Source organism: Bacillus sp. FSL H8-0492 (assembly GCF_038006145.1).
Lineage (GTDB): Bacteria > Bacillota > Bacilli > Bacillales > Bacillaceae_G > Bacillus_A > Bacillus_A mycoides.
The window spans coordinates 155,662-176,548 of sequence record NZ_JBBOUP010000001.1 but is presented as its reverse complement, the minus strand read 5'-3'; the positions used below and the strand labels follow the sequence as shown (position 1 = coordinate 176,548).

16 protein-coding genes, 9 tRNA genes, 1 rRNA gene, 1 pseudogene and 1 riboswitch are annotated in these 20,887 nt (G+C 36.4%); of the genes and pseudogenes, 8 read left to right on the top strand and 19 right to left on the bottom strand.

From position 1 onward, the window contains the following. Positions 1-59: 59 nt before the first annotated feature. From MHH66_RS01020 to MHH66_RS01005, 4 genes are all read left to right on the top strand, one after another. Positions 60-968, top strand: a complete 909-nt coding sequence (locus MHH66_RS01020) for an NAD(P)-dependent alcohol dehydrogenase (protein WP_002124723.1) — start codon at positions 60-62, stop codon at positions 966-968. Positions 969-1,048: 80 nt separating this feature from the next. Continuing rightward, a riboswitch (SAM riboswitch) is annotated at positions 1,049-1,162 on the top strand. 85 nt (positions 1,163-1,247) lie between these two features. Further along, positions 1,248-2,060: a MetQ/NlpA family ABC transporter substrate-binding protein gene (locus MHH66_RS01015; protein WP_078185457.1), complete on the top strand. Its 813-nt coding sequence runs from the start codon at positions 1,248-1,250 to the stop codon at positions 2,058-2,060. Between the two features lie 12 nt (positions 2,061-2,072). Continuing rightward, positions 2,073-3,113 (top strand): methionine ABC transporter ATP-binding protein, encoded by a 1,041-nt coding sequence (locus MHH66_RS01010; protein ID WP_002187533.1) that lies wholly within the window; start codon positions 2,073-2,075, stop codon positions 3,111-3,113. Continuing rightward, positions 3,088-3,756, top strand: coding sequence for a methionine ABC transporter permease (locus tag MHH66_RS01005; RefSeq protein ID WP_002124718.1), 669 nt, complete (start codon positions 3,088-3,090; stop codon positions 3,754-3,756). The genes MHH66_RS01010 and MHH66_RS01005 overlap by 26 nt, the downstream gene beginning before the upstream one ends. Positions 3,757-3,804: 48 nt before the next feature. Here the strand turns inward: MHH66_RS01005 and MHH66_RS01000 are convergent, their stop codons facing one another. After that, positions 3,805-4,608, bottom strand: a complete 804-nt coding sequence (locus tag MHH66_RS01000; protein WP_078185456.1) for an SDR family oxidoreductase — start codon at positions 4,606-4,608, stop codon at positions 3,805-3,807. A gap of 493 nt (positions 4,609-5,101) precedes the next feature. Here MHH66_RS01000 and MHH66_RS00995 point away from each other — a divergent pair, with 493 nt between their 5' ends. From MHH66_RS00995 to MHH66_RS00980, 4 genes are all read left to right on the top strand, one after another. Then, positions 5,102-6,403 carry a DUF5068 domain-containing protein gene (locus MHH66_RS00995; RefSeq protein ID WP_063218213.1) on the top strand — a complete coding sequence of 434 codons (1,302 nt, stop codon included), beginning with the start codon at positions 5,102-5,104 and terminating at the stop codon, positions 6,401-6,403. Positions 6,404-6,543: 140 nt separating this feature from the next. Further along, positions 6,544-7,035: an RNA polymerase sigma factor gene (locus MHH66_RS00990; protein ID WP_063218214.1), complete on the top strand. Its 492-nt coding sequence runs from the start codon at positions 6,544-6,546 to the stop codon at positions 7,033-7,035. Further along, positions 7,035-7,949, top strand: coding sequence for a sigma factor regulator N-terminal domain-containing protein (locus MHH66_RS00985; RefSeq protein WP_063218215.1), 915 nt, complete (start codon positions 7,035-7,037; stop codon positions 7,947-7,949). Before MHH66_RS00990 ends, MHH66_RS00985 begins: the two co-directional genes overlap by 1 nt. A 247-nt stretch (positions 7,950-8,196) precedes the next feature. Further along, on the top strand, positions 8,197-8,703 hold the full coding sequence (locus MHH66_RS00980) for a DoxX family membrane protein (protein ID WP_002029373.1): 507 nt from the start codon (positions 8,197-8,199) through the stop codon (positions 8,701-8,703). Between the two features lie 181 nt (positions 8,704-8,884). Here the strand turns inward: MHH66_RS00980 and MHH66_RS00975 are convergent, their stop codons facing one another. The 18 genes and pseudogenes from MHH66_RS00975 to rrf form a co-directional block, all read right to left on the bottom strand. Continuing rightward, entirely contained in the window at positions 8,885-10,858 is a 1,974-nt protein-coding gene (locus MHH66_RS00975; protein ID WP_063218216.1) for a S9 family peptidase, read from the bottom strand. 417 nt (positions 10,859-11,275) lie between these two features. After that, a complete protein-coding gene (glmS, locus tag MHH66_RS00965) occupies positions 11,276-13,078 on the bottom strand; it encodes a glutamine--fructose-6-phosphate transaminase (isomerizing) (RefSeq protein ID WP_063218217.1) in 1,803 nt (600 codons plus the stop codon). 12 nt (positions 13,079-13,090) lie between these two features. After that, positions 13,091-13,275, bottom strand: a pseudogene (locus tag MHH66_RS28515) (hypothetical protein). 285 nt (positions 13,276-13,560) lie between these two features. Further along, complete coding sequence (gene glmM / locus MHH66_RS00960; protein ID WP_002091472.1) at positions 13,561-14,907, bottom strand: phosphoglucosamine mutase; 1,347 nt, start codon at positions 14,905-14,907, stop codon at positions 13,561-13,563. After that, positions 14,900-16,381: a CdaR family protein gene (locus tag MHH66_RS00955; RefSeq protein WP_078185455.1), complete on the bottom strand. Its 1,482-nt coding sequence runs from the start codon at positions 16,379-16,381 to the stop codon at positions 14,900-14,902. The genes glmM and MHH66_RS00955 overlap by 8 nt, the downstream gene beginning before the upstream one ends. Then, on the bottom strand, positions 16,374-17,195 hold the full coding sequence (gene cdaA, locus MHH66_RS00950) for a diadenylate cyclase CdaA (RefSeq protein ID WP_002091475.1): 822 nt from the start codon (positions 17,193-17,195) through the stop codon (positions 16,374-16,376). Before cdaA ends, MHH66_RS00955 begins: the two co-directional genes overlap by 8 nt. A gap of 249 nt (positions 17,196-17,444) precedes the next feature. Beyond that, positions 17,445-18,338: an arginase gene (gene rocF / locus MHH66_RS00945; RefSeq protein ID WP_002009861.1), complete on the bottom strand. Its 894-nt coding sequence runs from the start codon at positions 18,336-18,338 to the stop codon at positions 17,445-17,447. A gap of 270 nt (positions 18,339-18,608) precedes the next feature. After that, positions 18,609-19,754, bottom strand: a complete 1,146-nt coding sequence (locus tag MHH66_RS00940; protein WP_078185454.1) for a glycerate kinase — start codon at positions 19,752-19,754, stop codon at positions 18,609-18,611. A gap of 124 nt (positions 19,755-19,878) precedes the next feature. Beyond that, positions 19,879-19,951 (bottom strand) — tRNA-Ala (locus tag MHH66_RS00935). Between the two features lie 10 nt (positions 19,952-19,961). Further along, positions 19,962-20,033, bottom strand: a tRNA-Gly gene (locus tag MHH66_RS00930). 5 nt (positions 20,034-20,038) lie between these two features. After that, positions 20,039-20,114: transfer RNA gene (locus tag MHH66_RS00925), tRNA-Lys, on the bottom strand. Positions 20,115-20,119: 5 nt separating this feature from the next. After that, a tRNA-Gln gene (locus tag MHH66_RS00920) sits at positions 20,120-20,194 on the bottom strand. 65 nt (positions 20,195-20,259) lie between these two features. Next, a tRNA-Tyr gene (locus MHH66_RS00915) sits at positions 20,260-20,343 on the bottom strand. A gap of 16 nt (positions 20,344-20,359) precedes the next feature. Next, a tRNA-Val gene (locus tag MHH66_RS00910) sits at positions 20,360-20,435 on the bottom strand. 5 nt (positions 20,436-20,440) lie between these two features. Next, a tRNA-Glu gene (locus MHH66_RS00905) sits at positions 20,441-20,515 on the bottom strand. Positions 20,516-20,537: 22 nt separating this feature from the next. After that, positions 20,538-20,610 (bottom strand) — tRNA-Thr (locus MHH66_RS00900). Positions 20,611-20,614: 4 nt separating this feature from the next. Continuing rightward, a tRNA-Asn gene (locus MHH66_RS00895) sits at positions 20,615-20,689 on the bottom strand. Positions 20,690-20,698: 9 nt separating this feature from the next. Beyond that, positions 20,699-20,814, bottom strand: a 5S ribosomal RNA gene (gene rrf / locus MHH66_RS00890). Between the last annotated feature and the right edge of the window lie 73 nt (positions 20,815-20,887).

The following is a 20,887-nucleotide window of genomic DNA, read 5'->3' as shown; positions in this document are numbered from 1 at the left end:
TGTTTAATGAAGGTTTTAAATATGATGTAAATAACAACAACTCATTTCAGGAGGTCATTATGAAGGCGATCATTTGCACACAGTATGGACCACCTAACGTTCTTCAGCTTCAAAATATAGAGAAACCTACACCTAAAAAGAACGAAGTATTAATTAAAATTCACGCAACAAGTGTAACGACTGGAGATTGTAGAATACGCGGCTTTAATAGCCCCCTCTTATTTTGGATTCCTATGAGGATCATATTAGGTTTCAGAAAACCGAGAAAACCTGTACTCGGCGTAGAGTTATCCGGTGAAATCGAAGAAGTAGGAACAGATGTAACTCAATTTAAAAAAGGTGATCCAATTTTTGCATTAACAGAACTAAACCTCGGTGGTTATGCCGAGTACACATGCGTACATGAAAGTGGATTAATAACATTAAAACCTACCAATGTGACGTATGAAGAAGCGGCAGTTATTCCTTTTGGCGGAACTTCAGCATTACATTTCCTGAGAAAGGGCCGTATAAAAAAAGGGCAACAAGTGCTCATATATGGTGCCTCCGGATCAGTAGGAACAGCTGCTGTACAACTTGCTAAATATTTCGGCGCGACCGTTACGGCTGTTTGTAGTAATTCAAATTTTGAACTCGTGCAATCTTTAGGAGCTGATAAAGTAATTGATTATACGAAAGAAGATTTTACTAAGCAAGGCAAATGCTACGATATTATATTTGATGCAGTTGGGAAGTATAAAAAATCCCTTTGTACAAATACATTAACACCCAATGGAAAATATGTATCTGTTAATGGAATGATGGCCAAGGTAAGTAAAGAGGATATGATTCTATTAAAAAAACTAGTCGAAACGGAAAAACTAAAGCCCGTTATTGATAGAACTTACCGATTAGAAGAAATTGCTGAAGCTCATATGTATGTGGAAAAGGGACATAAAAAAGGGAACGTTTCGATTATCTTAAAATAAAATATATTCAGAAAATAATATTGACAATTCTTTTTGTAAGATTTACTATTAGTACCATATTAAAAAACTACATACACATACTCTTATCAAGAGTGGCGGAGGGACTGGCCCGATGATGCCCGGCAACCGAGCTTATAACGTATAAGCTAAGGTGCTAATTCCTGCAGAACGATTTTCGTTTTGGAAGATAAGAGAGGAACCTATTTCGTCTATTCGGCACCTCTCTTATTTTTGAGAGGTGCTTTTTATTTTGGAACGTATATTAAGGGGGAATTATAGATGAAAAAGGTATTATTAAGTATTGTAAGCGGAGCTGTATTATTGTTAGGTGCATGTGGTGCTAATTCTGATAAAGATGTAAAAGCATTAGATGAGAAAAAGATTACTGTCGGCGTAACGGGTGGACCGCATGAACAAATTTTTGAAAAGGTGAAAGAAGTTGCAGCAAAAGATGGTCTCGAAATTGATGTAAAGGTATTTAATGATTATGTAGCGCCAAACGTATCTTTAGATGAAAAAAGCCTCGATGTAAATAGCTATCAAACTAAATCTTATTTAGACGTATTTAAAGCTGAACGCAACATGAAATTAACTGAAGTATTTTCCACAGTAACATTCCCTATGGGTGTATATTCTAAAAGCTTAAAAGATGTAAAAGAATTAAAAGAGGGCGATGCAATCGCTGTCCCAAATGATCCAACAAATGAGCTTCGTGCTTTAAAGCTATTTGAAAAAGCAGGTGTTTTAAAGGTTGATCCAAAAGCTACAGAAAAAGCGACTGCAAAAGATGTAATTGAAAACCCGAAAAATTTAAAGATTGTTGAATTAGAGGCATCTCAATTACCAACACAGCTAAGTGAAGTAAAGGCAGCTGCAATTAATACAAACTTTGCATTAGGTGCAAAATTAAGCCCAGCGAAAGATTCTATTTTCCGCGAAGGAAAAGATTCACCATATGTGAATTGGGTCGTTGTTCGTACCGAAAATAAAGATGATGCTGTTGTTAATAAATTAAAGAAAGCTTATCAATCTAAAGAAGTAAAAGATTTCATTGAGAAAAAATTCGATGGTTCTGTTTTACCGTCTTGGTAGGAGCTGACTATAATGATTGAATTAAAAAACGTCTCCAAAGTATTTACAACAAAAAAAGGGAATGTTGAGGCTCTTAAATCAACTTCCCTTAAAGTAAAAAAGGGCGAAGTATTTGGAATCATCGGATATAGTGGCGCTGGTAAAAGTACATTAATCCGTTGTGTAAATTTATTAGAAAAACCAACGACAGGAGATATCATTGTAAATGAACAAGAGTTAACAACCTTATCGACAAAAGAACTCGCAAAGGCGAGAAAAAAGATCGGCATGATTTTTCAAGGATTCAATTTACTTAAAACCGTTACCGTTTATGAAAATATCGCACTACCCTTACGTCTATCTGGTCTTCCCAAAAATGAAATTGAAAAAAGGGTAGAAAAGTATTTACGCATTGTTGATCTCTTTAATAAAAAAGATGCCTATCCAAGTGAATTATCTGGTGGTCAAAAACAACGTGTAGCGATCGCTCGCGCACTATCTCATGAGCCTGAAGTTTTATTAAGTGATGAAGCAACGAGCGCATTAGATCCGGAAACGACTGATTCTATTCTTGATTTATTATTAAAGATCAACGAAGAAATCGGAATTACGATTTTGCTAATTACACACGAAATGAATGTCATCCAGCGTATTTGTGACCAAGTTGCTGTAATGGAACATGGATCTGTCGTTGAAAGTGGAACAGTGAAGGACATTTTTACAAATCCACAACATGTAACAACGAAGAAATTTGTAAATAGCGCGTTTGCAGCTAAAATTCCAGAAGAGGTACAGAAAGAACTACAAAGCACCGGGGAAATCGTAACACTTTCATTTATAGGAACCGCTTCAGGAGAACCAGCGTTAGCTGTCGCTACAAAACGTTTCCACGTATATCCTAATATTTTATCAGGCAATATTACACAGTTAAAACATGAGGCATATGGAAAACTGATCGTTCATATGCAAGGTGAAAAAAGTGAAGTACACCGTGCCTTATCATTTTTACAAGAACAAGGGATCATCGTAGAAGGAGGTAGAACAGATTATGGGAAACAAGTCCTTTTTGGATGAGTGGGGTAACGTAATATGGGAAGCAACAATTCAAACATTTCAAATGACATCTATTTCACTACTTATCTCTATTCTTATTGCATTACCACTCGGTGTCACACTTGTTTTAACGAGACCTGGTGGACAGCGAGAAAATAAAATTATCTATCCTATTCTTAATACGGTTATTAATATCATTCGTTCTCTTCCGTTTATCATTCTATTATTCTTCATTTTACCTTTTACAAAGTTTCTAATGGGAACGTCCATTGGCGTGCAAGGTGTTATCGTACCACTTGTTGTCTTCACAGCCCCTTACATTGCCCGTTTAATGGAAACTGCTTTATTAGAAGTGGATCGCGGTGTCATTGAAGCATATCAAGCAATGGGAGTCTCTACTTTAAAAATCATTTGGCACGTTATGGTTAAAGAAGCTCGCCCGTCTCTCGTACTTGGATTAACAATCGCAACGATCGGCTTAATCGGTGCAACAGCAATGGCTGGACTTGTCGGTGCTGGCGGCCTTGGTGATTTAGCATATCGATTCGGACATTTACGCTACGAACCTGAAGTAATGTATGCAACCGTCTTTATTTTGATTATCCTCGTTCAAGGATTACAGTCTTTAGGGAATGGTGTTGCACGAAGATTGAAGAAAGATTAAAAAGAAGGTATCTCATTGAAATGAGATACCTTCTTTTTAATTATAAAATTATCTCTTAAATCCACCTTCTGAATGAATAACTTGCCCTGTAATCCATTCGGCTTCTTCGCTCACTAAAAACTTAATAAGCCTTGCTGCATCCTTTGGCTCACCAATTCTGCCGAAAGGAAACATCGGTCTTAATCCTTGCTTTATCTCCTCAGTCATCCATCCTGTACTAGTTGGACCTGGATTAATTGCATTCACTGTTATCCCTAAATGGGCCACTTCCGCTGACAACGTACTAGTAAGAGCGTCAATTGCTCCCTTCGTTGTTGCATACGCTAATTCTCCTGCCATAGGTCCTTTAAATTGTCCCGACGTCATATTCACAATTCTACCACCAGATTTCTTATCAAAACCTTGGGCAAATTGACTACTTAACAATGTAGTCGCACGAACATTTACCATGTAGTGCTTATCTAGTTCTTCAGCAGTCAAATTAGAGAAATCATTATTTGTAGAATATGCTGCATTATTAATTAATATATGAGGGTACCCTAATTGTTCAGTAACTTTATTTATAAGCTGATTTGATGCATCATTCTGAGTTAGATCTAACTCCATGCTCGATACTTTGACACCGTTTTGTATCAACTTTTCTTTTAATTGTATTTGTTCATTTTTATCAACGCCCCAAGGCATCTCTTTATCGTATTCTGTCCAATACGTAAAAAATATATCGTATCCAGCCTCTGCTAACTCCGTGCAAATAGCTGCTCCTATACCGTCTAGACGACTAACACCTGTAACAACAGCTACTTTATTTTTCAATTGATTCATCTTATACTCCTCCAAGTTTAAAGGACGCATATTTTATATAGGAGATATAAACTTTCCCACAAAAAAGACAGATACATAAAATAGGCATCTATCCTTACAAAAGGGATGTACAAACTAAATATGCAGTCCTTGAATGATTTACAGTTAGCTAAATAAACCCTCACTTATGAGAGAAAAATTCATCTATCTAATTTCTAATCATTACAAGTTCATCCACATATCGAGTCTTTGTCCCCTTTCAATATATCTCTATTATTTACTCTAACAAAAAGATTCAATATTTAAAATAGAAAAGATAATCTTCTCTCTCTTTTGACGGAAAAATATTGTAATTACCTATATAAGCTTTAAATATGTTTCTATTAAAAATAACCATTAAGATATCAAAATAATAAAAACAATCAGAAAAACACTGGTAAATACTGGTTCACTTTCTTATAATAAAACGTGGGGCTAATGTGAGAGATATAAAGGGTCTGATTATACAGACCCAACTGGTTTTAAACAAATAGGGGGAAGAAACATGTCAAAAAAATTACTTTCTTTATTTTCTACACTAATCGTAGCAGCTTTTGTAATAACTGGCTGTGGTCAAAGCGATACGACAAATAAAGAACAAAAAGAAGATGTAACGCAAGAAAACAAAACAGAAAAAACGGATACAACGAAAGAAAATAAACCTGAAGAAAAAAAATCCGAAGATAAAAAAGCTGAAGATAAAAAGCCTGAAAATACAGCTACTAGCTCAAGCGATTACTCTAAGCTGATTTCCTATATGGAAAAAGAAACAGGTGGTAAAACAAAAGTTCTTTTTGAAAATAAGGAACCACAAGTGTATAAAGCTGAAGATGTTTCAGTAACAATGAATGGTTATACATTAGTTGAATTAAGTGGATTCCATACAAACTTCGACATTCCGTTTAATCGTCAAACAGAGGGCGGAGTTATTCTTGTGAACTACAGCGTAAAAAATAGTTCAGCTAAAGATATTTATTATATGCCAGCATTGGACATGTCATTTACTGGTGCTCAGAAAGCATATAGTAACTATAGAGATTTAATTCCAACAGAAGATCAGCTACCAACTAAGCTTGCTCCAACGAATGATTACTTAGTAAAAGCAGGAGAAACTATTTCTGGTTATATCGCTTATCCATTCGGAAAAGATGATCTAGCAAAAATTTCAAATCTCTCAACGGTCTCAGTCACAGTCCCAACTGCACAAGCTAATAAAGGAAAATTTGATGCTCCAATCGGAAGTCCTGGAAGCTTTTCATTAAGTTTAAACAAACAAGGTGCTGAAAAGGTTGCAACAGATAACACTTTCTACCAAGATAAAGCTACAGCTAATAACATGGGCGATAAAAAAATGTTAAAAGAGAAATCAAGTATTAATAACAGCCAAGAATTAGGCGCTGTTAATGTTACATTAGACGGATACCAATTCACTCAATTCACACCAAATTCCGTCGAAGCTCCACGCTTTGCAAATTTTAAAAACGGTCTTGTTCTGTTAACAGTAAAATTCAAGCTTGATAACAAAGATGCTCAAGACGTTTCACTATCTCCTATAAGCTCTACATTAAGAGTGAATGATGGTACACAATATACGATTAATGAAGGTATGCTATTAAATTACGACTATAACGCTGCAGTTAAAACTGGAGCATCTGGAGAATTGCTGCAAGTATATATTTTAGACCAAGAGCAGTATGAAAAGATTTTGAAAGACAAAAGCTTCGAGATTGAGTTAGGACCTATGAGAAATAAAGAAGCAAAAGATATTTCACAGGGTAAAAAAGCTAAATTTACATTACCTAAATAGATTACTAAACATATAATAGAAAAGGCATATAACATATGATTGTTATATGCCTTTTCTATTTGTATAAAGAACAAAATTTTAATTTAAGTGTATACATTTATCATTACCTATCCGTTGTATAAGTGTAGGGAGGAAAAGTGATGGGAAAAGAAAATATATTGACCTCCTATCTTATCAATTTAGGAGAGGAAGTGTTCAAACTACTATTAGCGAAAGGGGCTATAAAAGAAGATGCAGAAGACATCATCCAAAATACCTTCTATAAAGTATACACATTGCTAGATGATCTAACCGAGAGTAACATACGTCCATGGTTTTTCAGAGTCGCACTAAACGAATACATTGACTTAAAGAGAAAAAAAGAACAGCAAAACATCTACTTAACTGAGGAGATTTATTCAAAACTACAATATACAGACCGTGAATTGGATGTCGTTTTAAATAAAGATGAGATTTTCTATTTATTAAAAGATATAAAACTAGAATATAAAGAGGCCTTCTTTTTAAAATATTATTACGATTTTACATATGAAGAAATCGCTCTAATACTAGATATTCAAGTAAACAGCGTCAAACAAAAATTACATCGCGCACGTAAGACAATTCATTCTAAAGTAGGAGGACAATCTTAATGGATACTTCTTTAAAAGATGCATTAAAAAAAGCTAAAAGAAAACAGTTATTTAAAAATATTATTACCTCTATTATCGTTGTAATCATACTTATCCCTATATTTTATAAAGTTGGCAATTACTTCGCAGCAAAAAGCTCTACGAAGCTTCACGAAAAACTCTTTTTACATAACGCAATTGCAGAACCGAATATACAAATTGATTCTCAAGTAACGAGTAGTTCATCTATGTTTGGCGGCAATATCACATCCAATCGTTCTAAAAACATTAATGGTTACGTAGTGCGATGGAATACACTGACAAGCCCTTACGATTGGTTTCGCTCTAACATCGATTACAATGAGTTAATACCAGGAACTCATTGGGGTAGATCTAATAAAGAGTCTTATAATTACGATAAACAAACGAAAAATAAAGTTGCTACATTTTATAATCCGGCCATCAAGGAATATTACGATGGAGTCAAAAATGAATTAAGTGCAGTTTCCAAAATGGAAAACTATGTTGCGGAAGTCGCTATCTCTTTCGATCAACCTTATACATTAAAAGAAATTCAAACAAAAATACCGGATAGCTTAAATATCGTATGGCTATATATGGTCTCACCTATTAGAGATGAGAGCGGAGGCCCTGCTGGTATGCCAGTTTACGGATTTGAGCCAGGAACCCCTCCCGAAGAATCGTACAAAAGGTTCTTTGATTCCCTTAAACAATATAATGATGGGTATGACAAGGACATTCAAAAATTTTTAAAATCAAACGAAAACAAACCATTCGATCAAGTGAAAATCTTAGGGGTTATGCTAACAGGAAAAACGGAAAACTTTAAGGAATTAGAAAACCAAGACTTTATTCGCGGTGCTTCTGTAGGGGCTACTGCACAAGTTGTTCCTTATATAAAACCAGAGAAATAATAATGAAAAGACAAGATAAACTAATAGTAGCTAGTTAAAAGAACGTACATGAATCTGTTTACTATGGGAGCAACCTATTTTAGTGGAGAGCTCCCTTCATGTATTATTCATCCTCCAAACAATATATTTCCAAATACTTTATGTACAAATGAAAAATCATAATTTTTGTTCACACTTTATCCATTGTGAATTTATTCACAATGGATATATAATAAACATGTAAATACAATACATTGGAGGGATTTCAATGGTTATCAATTTTTTAAGAACTGATAAACGCGCTACTTTCATATTATTATTTTTACGACTTTACATAGGATATGCATGGCTCGCTGCTGGAATAGGAAAAGTTTTTGGACAGTCTTTTGATGCAAGTGGTTTTCTAAAAGGAGCTATCGCTCAAGCATCAGGTGACCACCCTGCAGTACAAGGTTGGTGGGCAGATTTTCTTCAACATTTTGTTCTTCCAAACGCAGACCTATTTAGCTTTTTAGTTCAATGGGGAGAAATTTTAGTAGGTCTAGGTTTGATTTTAGGTGGATTAACAAAAACAGCTGCATTTTTCGGCATCATAATGAACCTTTCATTTTTATTAAGCGGAACTGTTAGTGTAAACCCAAACCTACTTATTTTAACTATGTTCATTTTAGTTGCAGGACATAATGCTGGACGTATTGGATTAGATGGTTATGTTTTCCCAAAACTTTTCAAAAAAAATAACCGTGAAGCATATAAATTAAGTAAAACTGCATAAGAATAGTTCATCTTTTAAATATAAATAAGGAAAGAGCCTACATTCAGGCTCTTTTCTCATTTACACCAAAATATTTCACAGTTTGCCTTATCCGAGATGTTAAACTCAATCATATATAACCGGATAAATGTGTACGACTTTATTTCAAGCACCTAAAAAGCTTAAAGACTAAAACAAGCCATTATAAAACCCTAAAACCTTTCATACTTTCTCCAAGAATATAGTGTGAAAACCACATCAAATTCTGCTTCATAATAGCCACATTAATTCCTGGCTGATCAGAACTATATGCCATTCCTTTAAAAATAATTAATTCTGTATCAACTTCCATATCCCTTAACCCTTGATATAGCTCATATGCATTGGAAGTTGGAATCCTTACATCCTTTTCGCCATGTTGGATTAAGGTAGGCGTACAGGCTGATTTAATATACGTCATTGGTGATGTTTTCGTATATATCTCTGGATCATTCCATAGAGTATTTCCTAAATACATTCTAATAAAGTAAGGTATATCTGTATTCACATAATGGGTACTCCAGTTAGTAATTCCACCTCCAACTGAAATAGCCTTAAATCTATTACTAAATGTAGAACAGAAAGCTGATATATATCCCCCGTTGCTCCATCCCATAACCCCTACTCTATCTTTATCTGCAATCCCTTGCTCAACTAGTTTATCCACTCCAGATATAACATCCTCGTAGTCAGCAATTCCCTGTTTTCTATAGTTGGCTTTTAAGAACTCATTACCATAGCCAGAACTTCCTCTATTGTTTGGCTCTAAAACTATAAAGCCTTTTTCGATAAACTGCTCAATCGGATATTTCTCATTAAAACAGTCTGAGAATATCGGAAAAGATGCCCAAGCTGGTCCACCATGGATTACTACTAATAAAGGATATTTCTTGTTGGCATCAAAATCTACTGGGGTTGATAAAACACCCTCTATTTCAAGACCATCACTACTTTGCCATGAGATTATTTCCCTGTTACTTTTCAGCTTCCCTTTAAAAAAACTATTTTCATCCGTTATTTTTTTATCGTCTAAATAGATTTCAAAGGTTTCATTTGTTATAGCCTTACTATAGGATATATGATTTCCATCCCTTGTTATAGAAGCATCCATTATAAAGCCATCTACTTTGTCACTTAACATTTCCACAGTGCCATCCTCACATAGCAATCCAATACGATAGTTAGTTTTATCCTGCCATTTAATTAAAATCCCCTTATCTGTCCACTGTAATGGCATAACCGTACTATCAAAGTTTGTTAGAGGCTGAGTTACCTCTCCAGTATTCATATCATATATCTCTAATGTACTTTCTTGTATATGATTTCTATAGTAATCCTTCTCTCTTACGCTTGCTGAGTAGCATATTTTGCTGCCTTCAGGAGAAAAGCAAACGCTCCCTCCCAACAACTTATCTATATTCATCTTTTGTAGTTCTCCAGCTTCAATATCTAATATGTATAGATCACCATTCATATAATCTCCCATATTTGAGCTTGGTGTAGCCATAAATACAGCCTTTTTCCCATCATTTGAAATATCAAATTCATGGATATGAAAATCCTTACCATCAGTTAATTGATAAACACTGCTAATCTCGCGTTCCTCTTTATCATTTTGTATCACTTTTTCTATTTCAATGTAATATAAACAATTATTCTGATGTTCCTTACCTATATGTTGAAAATCCCCATATAGTTCCTTACGTTTCTTTATTTCCTCACATTCTTTTGACTGTGCAACATAATAAAAACCTTTACCAGTAGGCTCCCATTTGAATGTACTGACCCCTTCTTTCTCATCAGTAATTTGTAACTCACTATAACCATCTATTGACTTAACAAAGATTTGATTTTTCTTATTATCTCCGTCACCAACTGGGCTAAGGTATGCGATATCCCTAGAATCTGGGGACCATAATGGGTGTATACTATCTATATCCCCAGTTGTTAATAGGTAACTCTGCTTCTTATCTTTTTCATATATCCATACATGATTCCTATATGTATTGTCTTTCCAGTTAGCTGTCTTCTTAACAAATGCTACGTTTTTGCCGTCATCACTTATATTTGCACCTGATAAGGTTGGTAATGAAATAATCTCTTCTATACTTAAATATGTTTTTTCTTTCACCTTCATTAATAAACCCCCTTGTAATGTCTAGTAATCTAATTTGTTCAATAAAGTGAAACTTTAATCAGTGTTTTTTTCCATCAACGAATATCTGAAATAACAACAGAAAATTCAGTTAAATAAAAGTGGTTCCGTCCCAAATCCGATAAAACCTCATGCTGTCTGCCGGTTTTTATACTTTTCAAATCCCACTGACCGATCTAATGAGGGATCATCTTGAATTTCAAGACAAGGCTGATAATCTCTCCCACTGCCAGTTCCTTGCCCCTCTTTAATCCACTTATCGATTTTAGATGTTCTTTTTTTCGACACAAAAATGCCCCTTTAGATAATCATATCCAAAGGGGCAAAGCTTCACAACTTTTTTATAAACGTCGTGACTTTATTTTAAATTTACAATAATCTAGTTACTCTACCAATCTCCTACTCAACAGTAACAGACTTAGCTAAGTTACGTGGCTTATCAACGTCACATTCGCGGTGAAGCGCTGCGTAGTATGAGATAAGTTGGAATGGAATAACTGCTACTAGCGGTGCTAGTGCTTCGTGTACAGCTGGTAATACGAAGCTGTCACCTTCCATTTCTAAGCCTTTCATTGAGATGATACATGGGTTAGCTCCGCGTGCTACTACTTCTTTCACGTTACCACGAATTCCAAGGTTTACGTGCTCTTGTGTAGCAAGTGCGATAACTGGTGTACCGTTTTCGATTAAGGCAATTGTACCGTGTTTTAATTCTCCTCCAGCAAATCCTTCTGCCTGGATGTAAGAGATTTCTTTTAGTTTTAACGCACCTTCTAAACCTACGAAGAAGTCTACGCTACGTCCGATGAAGAAGCAGTTACGCGTTGTTGCTAAAAATTGTTTTGCTAATGCGTCCATCTCTTCTTTTTGATCACAAAGTACTACCATTGCATTTGCTACAAGTCCTAATTCATGTGTTAAATCGAAATCAAGAACCTCACCTTTTGCTTTTGCAATGTCAGCCGCTAAGATTGAAAGTACTGCAAGCTGTGCTGTGTATGCTTTCGTCGATGCAACTGCGATTTCTGGTCCCGCATATAACGGAAGTGTATAATCAGCTTCACGAGAAAGCGTAGAACCAGGTACGTTTGTAATTGTTAATGCTTTATGACCCATTTCATTTGTTTGCACAAGTACTGCACGGCTATCAGCTGTTTCACCACTTTGTGAAATGTAAATGAAGAATGGTCTTTCTGTTAATAATGGCATGTTGTAAGAGAATTCACTTGCTACATGTACTTCAACTGGTACTTTCGCAAATTTCTCAATGAATTGCTTTCCAACAAGACCTGCATGATAACTTGTTCCACATGCAATGATGTAAATGCGATCGCTATCTAAAATTGCGTTACGGATATCTTGATCTAATTCAATTTCCCCATTTTCATCTTGGTACTTTTGAATAATATTACGGATTACAAGTGGTTGCTCGTCGATTTCTTTTAGCATGAAATGAGGATACGTTCCTTTTTCAATATCACTTGCGTCTAATTCCGCTGTAAACGGTGCACGTTCAATCGTTTCACCTTGTAAGTTTTTAATTGTAATGCTTTCTTTTGTTACGATTACCATTTCTTTATCCATTAACTCGATAAATTGATCTGTAACTTGTAACATCGCCATAGCGTCGCTTGCAATAACATTAAAGTTATCACCAGCACCTACTAATAGCGGGCTTTTGTTTTTAGCAACATAAATCATGTTTGGATTTTCAGCATCAAGTAATCCGATTGCATAAGAGCCATGTAAAAGAGATAGCGTATTACGGAACGCTTCTTCTACACTTAGTCCTGTGCTCACTTGTTGTTCCATAAGTTGCACGATAATTTCTGTATCTGTTTCACTTACGAACGTTACATCTTGTAAATATTCCTTTTTCACTAACTCATAGTTTTCAATTACACCGTTATGAACTAGTGTAAAGCGTTTTGATGTACTTTGATGCGGATGCGCGTTTAGTTTGCTTGGAACACCGTGTGTAGCCCAGCGTGTGTGACCGATTCCCACGCTTGCTGCTACGTTCTCTTCTACGACTTCGCGAAGTTTTGCAATACGGCCTTTTTCTTTGTATACAACAACACCGTTCTCTGCTTGTACTGCAATACCTGCTGAATCATATCCGCGATATTCTAGCTTTTCTAAACCTTTTAATAAAATTTCCTTTGCATCTTGCTCTCCAATAAATCCTACGATTCCACACATGTTTAGTCGCCGTTACAAATGCTTACACTGCTTTGCGAACATGTAACGACATAGTCCGATACCATTTATTTATATTAAAAAAACGGATTACATATTGCTAGCCCTGTAAGCTTGTAACGGCTTTCACCTTCCTCTCGATTGGGTTAAAGTCCGTATATACTTATACAGCTAGTATTCATCCGTTCCTTTTCTCTCATCACACTTTCACCTTTGTCCACTAAGTCACCTTAATGTTTTAAGTAAAAGATTGCGGTTGTGATGAACAACCGGGAGTCATCCGCCGAAATCTCGATAAACTCCACCTCGTCAACTACACTACTTGTAGTTCTGGCGCTTTTATAATTTACAATATTTCCTTTGAGAAAAAGAACAAGACCATCGTATAACAAACAATATAAATCGTCAATGAAATTTTTTTCATTGTCTATAAAACATATGAAAAAGGAGCACTTTTTGTGCTCCTTTTAAATAAAACCAGCTAATTATTCAACGCCAACTTCAGCTTTCACAACTTCTACAATACGATGTACATACCCATCACAAATTTCTTGTGTCGGTGCTTCTGCCATTACACGAATAAGTGGTTCTGTTCCAGATGGACGAACAAGAATACGACCGTCTCCATTCATTTCTTCCTCTACAACACGAATAATTTCTTTAATTTTCTCATTTTCTAATGCTAGTTTTTTATCTGTTACACGAACGTTTACTAGTAATTGTGGGAATTTTGTCATCTCACCTGCAAGCTCAGATAATGGCTTTTTCGTCATTTTCATGATGTTTACAAGTTGAAGTGCACTTAACATTCCATCACCAGTTGTAATGTAATCAAGTAAGATAATATGACCTGATTGTTCTCCGCCCAGGTTATATCCACCACGTTTCATCTCTTCCATTACGTAGCGATCACCAACTGCTGTTTTATCACTTGTAATACCGTTTGCTTCAAGCGCTTTGTAGAAACCTAAGTTACTCATAACTGTTGAAACAACTGTATTATGTTTCAATTGACCAGTTTCTTTCATATACTTCGCGCAAATAAACATAATTTGATCGCCATCAACGATGTTTCCTTTTTCGTCTACTGCGATTAAACGGTCTCCGTCACCATCAAAAGCAAGACCAATGTCAGCACCTTTTTCTTTTACTAATTCAGCTAACACTTCTGGATGCGTAGAACCTACTCCAGCGTTAATATTCATACCGTTCGGTGAAGTTCCCATTGTTGAAATATCAGCTTCTAAATCTGCAAATAAATATGGAGCTAAAGAAGATGTAGCACCATGTGCACAATCTAAAGCAATATGTAAACCAGAGAAATCTTCCTCTACAGTTTGTTTAATGTATTGTAAATATTTTTGTCCACCTTCAAAGTAATCACTCACTTGTCCAAGGTTAGTACCTGTTGGACGTGGTAGCTCATCAACTTCTTTGTCTAATAACGCTTCAATTTCTGCTTCTTGCTCATCTGTTAATTTAAATCCATCTGAACCGAAGAACTTAATTCCATTATCTTGTACTGGGTTATGAGATGCAGAGATCATAACACCTGCTTGCGCCCCTAAAGCTTTTGTTAAATAAGCCACACCTGGTGTAGAAATAACACCAAGGCGCATTACTTCCGCTCCAGTTGATAATAGGCCTGCTACTAAAGCTCCTTCTAGCATATGTCCAGATACACGTGTATCACGGCCAATAATTACTTTTGGACGATCTGTATCTTTTGTTAATACATAGCCGCCAAAACGTCCTATTTTAAAAGCTAATTCAGGTGTTAATTCCTTATTTGCAACCCCACGTACTCCGTCTGTACCAAAATATTTACCCATTATTATTCGCTCCTTTTTCGTGCTCTTTTTGATTATCTACTGTTGGTTCTTGGCTTGGTTCTTGGCCATTTTCTTTTTCTTTTTCTTTTTCTTTATCTTTTTCCTGATCCTTTTCTGGATCTGGTTCAGGATTTTTTGGTTTTTCAGTTTGATTTTCTTGATTGTTTTTTGAATCTGGTTGTTCAATATTACCCTGTACTTCTTTATCCGGCTTTTCTTTCTTCACAATTGTGACTTTAGCACTTTTTTGTTTTGCTTCTATCGAAATATTACCAGGACCACTCACTTGAATAGAAACATCCTTCGTCCCCGGAGATACATTTTGCAGATTAATCGCCGCTGTTATTTGAGCAACTGTTATTTTATCTACTATACTTGCTTCTCCTGAAATATCAACGCTTATCTTTCCATCTTGTGGCGAAAGTAGCTGCGCAGTAACATCATTCGGAATTCCACTTTTTTGAATCGGGATACCATCAATAGTTTTACTTTTCGTTTGTTTTACCTTTTGTACCCCTATGAAAACCTTCACTTGATTTGGTTTTGCACTTGTTACACCTTTTGGCAATAAAACAGAGGCATCGAATGTTGTAGAATCCGTCAATTGACTAAGATCTACCTCGACCCCCTCTATAGATTGTATATTATCCAAAATGTCTTTTGGACCTGCTATCGTTACTTCTTTTGGTTCAACACTAATATTTGTAACAGCTAAACCTTCTGGTAAATTCCCTTTTTTCGAATATGTTAAAGGAACTGTTTTTTCGACATTATTTGCTGTAGCTTGTGTCGCTACATTCACCGTTACACTTATTTTAGATGGACTTGTTTTTACATTTAAACGTTTTCCTTCTTTATTGTATAATGTAACGTCTGCTGTTTTTGTAACTGTTTTATTAACACCTTTTAAATCTATATATGCCTTAGCAGATGAAATACTTTCTATTTCTTCTTTTGTTCCAACTACTTCAACAGTGTCAGGCTTAATACTTGATTTCTCAATGGTAGCACCTGCTGGCATCTGGTCTTCATTTGATAATTTTAAATCTACATGAACATACTTTTTTGCTTTTTCATGAAGAGTGACTTTAATTGTTGCTGGCTGAACTGTCCCCTTCACATCATCTGGAAGCCCGTTCGCTTTTAAAGAAACTTCATACGTTCCTTTTGGTTGACCTTCCAAATCAACTGGTATATCAAATTGTCTTTTGTTTTTTGTTGCAGCAACCGCTGCTTTTGGACCTTCTAACTTCACCTTAACTCCCTCTGATGGAATACCACTTACAATATACTTCTCTTCATCATACTTAAGGTTAATAGCATGATTAGTTAATGTTTCTTTCGCATCATTTACGAAAGGCAGTATATTCGCTGTCGTATTTTTTTCAGTTAAAGTTGCTGACATAAAAAGCATACACGCCAATAGTAATGAGATTCCTTTTAAAAACCAATGATTCTCCATTAACTTATCCATGACGCTTTCTCCTCCAATTCCATAAAGACGAAGAAGTCGTTTTTTCGTTCCCACTGAATTCAGCTAACAACATATCCTTTAGCTGTTCTGTCTTCAAATCACGATGTAACTCACCGTTTTTCGTTAAAGAAATTTGGCCTGTTTCTTCCGACACAACTACTGTAATACTATCGGTGACTTCACTAACTCCCATTGCAGCGCGATGCCTAGTTCCTAACTCCTTAGAAATAAATGGGCTTTCTGATAAAGGAAGGTAACATGCTGCTGCTTTAATTGTACTTCCCTGCATAATTACTGCTCCATCATGAAGAGGGGTATTAGGGATAAAAATATTAATGAGTAATTCCGATGATACATTTGCATTTAGCGGAATACCCGTTTCTACATAATCATCCATCCCAGTCTCTTTTGACAAAGTAATTAGTGCACCAATTCTACGTTTTCCCATATATTCCGTTGCTTTAGCTATCGCTGTTGCAACAATTTCAGGTTCATCTTCCCCCTGATTTCCCACACGCGAAAATAAGCTACCCCGTCCTAGCTGCTCAAGTGCTCTTCTCAATTCTGGCTGGAAAATAATAATAACGGCTAAAAATCCCCACGTTAATACTTGTTCCGTTAGCCAATATAGCGTATGCAATTCAAGTAAAATACTAATCATCCGGACGACAATAATAACTGTAATACCTTTTAAAAGTTGCACCGCTTTCGTGCCCCGAATTATAAGAATTAGCTTATATATAATAAACCATACAACAGCAATATCTAATGCCGTACTAAGATATTTCAAAATGGTCGTATCTTCAAAAGGCATGCTAACCCTTCCTCCTACTTACGAGCAATTCTATCCATATATTGAAATATTATTTTATGCTCTATCTGTATGTATTTCCAACAACTAGTTAATTATACCATACATGAACCAAACGACAATTACAAACGCCCCCCCTTTAGCTTAAATTGGTAAGATGTCAAACTTTCTTATCCTACAGTATAATATAAGTCATTATTATACGCCTATTTTCAAATAAAAAAAGCAACTTCTCAGTTGCTTTTCTTACATTTATTTTAGTTTTTCACCGAATAAAGAACCCATTAAAGCAACCGCTGTTGTTGCTGTTCTATTTCTCTCATCTAAAATCGTATTTACTTCAACAAATTCAGCAGATGTAACAATATCAGCTTCTGCTAACATTTCCATCGCTAGGTGGCTTTCACGATACGATAAACCACCAATTACAGGCGTCCCAACTCCTGGTGCATCATGAGGATCAAGACCATCTAAATCTAATGATAAATGAACACCGTCAGTATGAGATAAGTAAGCAATTGTTTCTTCCATAACAGCCGTCATACCCATACGATCAATTTCATGCATTGAAAATACTTTAATGCCTTCATTACGAATAAAGTCTTTTTCCCCTTCATCTAATGCACGTGCACCTATAATTACAACGTTCTCTTTTTTTACTTTCGGGTATGCCCCGTATAAATCTACAAGTGAAGAATGTCCATAACCTAAACTTGCAGCAAGTGACATACCGTGAATATTTCCAGATGGTGATGTTTCTTCTGTATTTAAATCACCGTGTGCATCATACCAAATAACACCTAAATTTTTATAATGTTTCGCCACACCAGCTAGCGTACCAATAGCAATACTATGATCACCGCCTAATACAAGTGGAAAACGGCCTTCTTCTATAATATGATCAACCTTAGTCGCTAGTTCATTACATACAGTTGCAACTTGAGTAAGGTTTCGTAACTTTGTATTTTCATCTACTTCTTTTTCTCTCTCTATACATATATCTCCCATATCTTTTACGTCATATCCAATTTGTTCAATTCTTTCAACTACCCCTGCATAACGGATCGCGCTTGGTCCCATATCAACCCCGCGACGCATCTGTCCTAAATCCATTGGAACTCCAATAACTGAGATTTCTTTTTTCATAGATAGTATCCCCCTTTTATGCCTTCACTAAATATTTTAAATCTTTTATATAGTCTGACTCAACTCGACATTTTTCTGCATGGATATACATTTTATTCACTTATATTTACGTTGGATTCCCGATTTTTAAACTATTCTATGTATAAAGTTAACTTAATGAACCAACTAACTTTTCTATCAGCTAATATTTTTATCCGTGCCTTTCTCCATCAATACCTAGAATTACACAAAATATCCTCAAATAACTGAATTTAAAAAACACTTCTACACTTAGAAGCGTTTTTCTGATGCTAGTTTCCACACTGCTGCAATATTTTTTGCTGTCATTTCGATATTCTCTTCTGCCGCTTTATATGCTTCTTCTAATGTCATTGGGCTAGCCGTAATACTAAACACTGCATCAATTCCCTTTTCGTAAACAGTCGTATAATTCGAGGATACAGATCCACCAATAGCAATTACAGGAATATGACGACATTTCGCCCGCTTCGCGACACCAACAGGAGCTTTTCCATAAGCTGTTTGTTCATCTATCCTTCCCTCACCAGTTACAATAAGATCGGCACCCTCTATACACTTATCAAAATTTATATAATCTAATACAATTTCAATCCCTTTTCTTAGCTGTCCCTTTAATACTGCAACGACAGCGGCTCCCATTCCTCCAGCTGCCCCTGCACCAGGTATTAGGGACACATCAAAAGATACGTACTGTTTAAGTATATTAGCATAATGTTTTAAATTCCCGTCTAGCTCTTTCATCATCTCTACATTCGCACCCTTTTGTCTCCCAAATACAAAAGATGCTCCCTTTGGTCCAACTAATGGATTGTCGACATCACATGCTGCTTCTAGCTTTATATCCTTCAAACGTGTATCCATACGAGAAAGGTTAAGAGCAGTAATCAAATGTAATGTTCCTCCAGAGGGCTCAATTACTTCACCTTTCCTATTAATAAACTCTACGCCTAAAGCAGACAACATACCTGCCCCACCATCATTTGTAGCACTTCCTCCAAGCCCTAAAATAATGTGTTTAGCTCCTTGATCTAATGCATGTAATATCAGTTCACCTGTCCCTTTTGTCGTTGTAATAAGTGGGTTTCTCTTTTCAATTGGAACGTGTTGTAATCCTGATGCTGCCGCCATTTCAATAAATGCTGTCTCCTTATCCTTAGACATACCATAATAGGCTTGCACACTCTCCCCAAGCGGCCCTGTCACATTAAGTGATATAATTCCCCCCATTGTAGCACCAACAAGAGATTCGACCGTTCCTTCACCTCCATCTCCAATTGGTACTTTAACGTACTCTGCTTTAGGAAAAACTGCTGCAAAGCCCCTTTCAATAGCTTCACATACCTCTATAGCTTTCAGGCTTTCTTTATATGAATCCGATGCAATGACAACTTTCATAATTATCCCCCCTTATTCAATCCCTTTTTTCATTTTAAACGATATACGGAAAAGTTTCCTTTTTGAGTGGAATTTAAACACAAAAAAAGCTTACATCATTTGATGTAAGCTTTTCCTATTTATATGGAGCCTAGCGGGATCGAACCGCTGACCTCCTGCGTGCAAGGCAGGCGCTCTCCCAGCTGAGCTAAGGCCCCTTAGTAATTAAGCGGAAGACGGGATTCGAACCCGCGCCCCCAACCTTGGCAAGGTTGTATTCTACCACTGAACTACTTCCGCGAAAATGGTGAGCCATGAAGGATTCGAACCTTCGACCCTCTGATTAAAAGTCAGATGCTCTACCAACTGAGCTAATGGCTCGTAAATGGCTGGGCTAGCTGGATTCGAACCAGCGCATGACGGAGTCAAAGTCCGTTGCCTTACCGCTTGGCTATAGCCCATTAATATTTACTAGTATGGTTATCTTTTCAAAAAAATAAACCCTCTCAGGTTATTTTAAAGAAAATGGTGGAGGGGGGCAGATTCGAACTGCCGAACCCAAAGGAGCGGATTTACAGTCCGCCGCGTTTAGCCACTTCGCTACCCCTCCGACATTTAAAAATATATGGTGGAGGATGACGGGATCGAACCGCCGACCCCCTGCTTGTAAGGCAGGTGCTCTCCCAGCTGAGCTAATCCTCCAAAAGTGGTGACCCGTACGGGATTCGAACCCGTGTTACCGCCGTGAAAGGGCGGTGTCTTAACCACTTGACCAACGGGCCAAAAAAATAAAAACTTTTCCCAAGCTTCCAACCGGGCTTGAACCGGTGACCTCTTCCTTACCATGGAAGTACTCTACCAGCTGAGCTATGGAAGCATAATGGCTCCGCAGGTAGGAATCGAACCTACGACCGATCGGTTAACAGCCGATAGCTCTACCGCTGAGCTACTGCGGAATAATATAAGCCTGGCAACGTCCTACTCTCACAGGGACAAGGTCCCAACTACCATCGGCGCTAGAGAGCTTAACTTCCGTGTTCGGTATGGGAACGGGTGTGACCTCTCTGCCATCATTACCAGACTTTTATCATTATACACATTCTTTTGAGAATGTCCAAAGGAATTTTAAATATATATTCCTTCAAAACTAGATA

What these genes read in the sequence shown, in the direction of transcription:
- MHH66_RS01020 (WP_002124723.1), top strand. Translation starts at nt 60, where the DNA reads ATGAAGGCGATCATTTGCACACAGTATGGACCACCTAACGTTCTTCAG.
- MHH66_RS01015 (WP_078185457.1), top strand. Translation starts at nt 1,248, where the DNA reads ATGAAAAAGGTATTATTAAGTATTGTAAGCGGAGCTGTATTATTGTTA.
- MHH66_RS01010 (WP_002187533.1), top strand. Translation starts at nt 2,073, where the DNA reads ATGATTGAATTAAAAAACGTCTCCAAAGTATTTACAACAAAAAAAGGG.
- MHH66_RS01005 (WP_002124718.1), top strand. Translation starts at nt 3,088, where the DNA reads ATGGGAAACAAGTCCTTTTTGGATGAGTGGGGTAACGTAATATGGGAA.
- MHH66_RS01000 (WP_078185456.1), bottom strand. Translation starts at nt 4,608, where the DNA reads ATGCGTCCTTTAAACTTGGAGGAGTATAAGATGAATCAATTGAAAAAT.
- MHH66_RS00995 (WP_063218213.1), top strand. Translation starts at nt 5,102, where the DNA reads ATGTCAAAAAAATTACTTTCTTTATTTTCTACACTAATCGTAGCAGCT.
- MHH66_RS00990 (WP_063218214.1), top strand. Translation starts at nt 6,544, where the DNA reads ATGGGAAAAGAAAATATATTGACCTCCTATCTTATCAATTTAGGAGAG.
- MHH66_RS00985 (WP_063218215.1), top strand. Translation starts at nt 7,035, where the DNA reads ATGGATACTTCTTTAAAAGATGCATTAAAAAAAGCTAAAAGAAAACAG.
- MHH66_RS00980 (WP_002029373.1), top strand. Translation starts at nt 8,197, where the DNA reads ATGGTTATCAATTTTTTAAGAACTGATAAACGCGCTACTTTCATATTA.
- MHH66_RS00975 (WP_063218216.1), bottom strand. Translation starts at nt 10,858, where the DNA reads ATGAAGGTGAAAGAAAAAACATATTTAAGTATAGAAGAGATTATTTCA.
- glmS (WP_063218217.1), bottom strand. Translation starts at nt 13,078, where the DNA reads ATGTGTGGAATCGTAGGATTTATTGGAGAGCAAGATGCAAAGGAAATT.
- glmM (WP_002091472.1), bottom strand. Translation starts at nt 14,907, where the DNA reads ATGGGTAAATATTTTGGTACAGACGGAGTACGTGGGGTTGCAAATAAG.
- MHH66_RS00955 (WP_078185455.1), bottom strand. Translation starts at nt 16,381, where the DNA reads ATGGATAAGTTAATGGAGAATCATTGGTTTTTAAAAGGAATCTCATTA.
- cdaA (WP_002091475.1), bottom strand. Translation starts at nt 17,195, where the DNA reads ATGCCTTTTGAAGATACGACCATTTTGAAATATCTTAGTACGGCATTA.
- rocF (WP_002009861.1), bottom strand. Translation starts at nt 18,338, where the DNA reads ATGAAAAAAGAAATCTCAGTTATTGGAGTTCCAATGGATTTAGGACAG.
- MHH66_RS00940 (WP_078185454.1), bottom strand. Translation starts at nt 19,754, where the DNA reads ATGAAAGTTGTCATTGCATCGGATTCATATAAAGAAAGCCTGAAAGCT.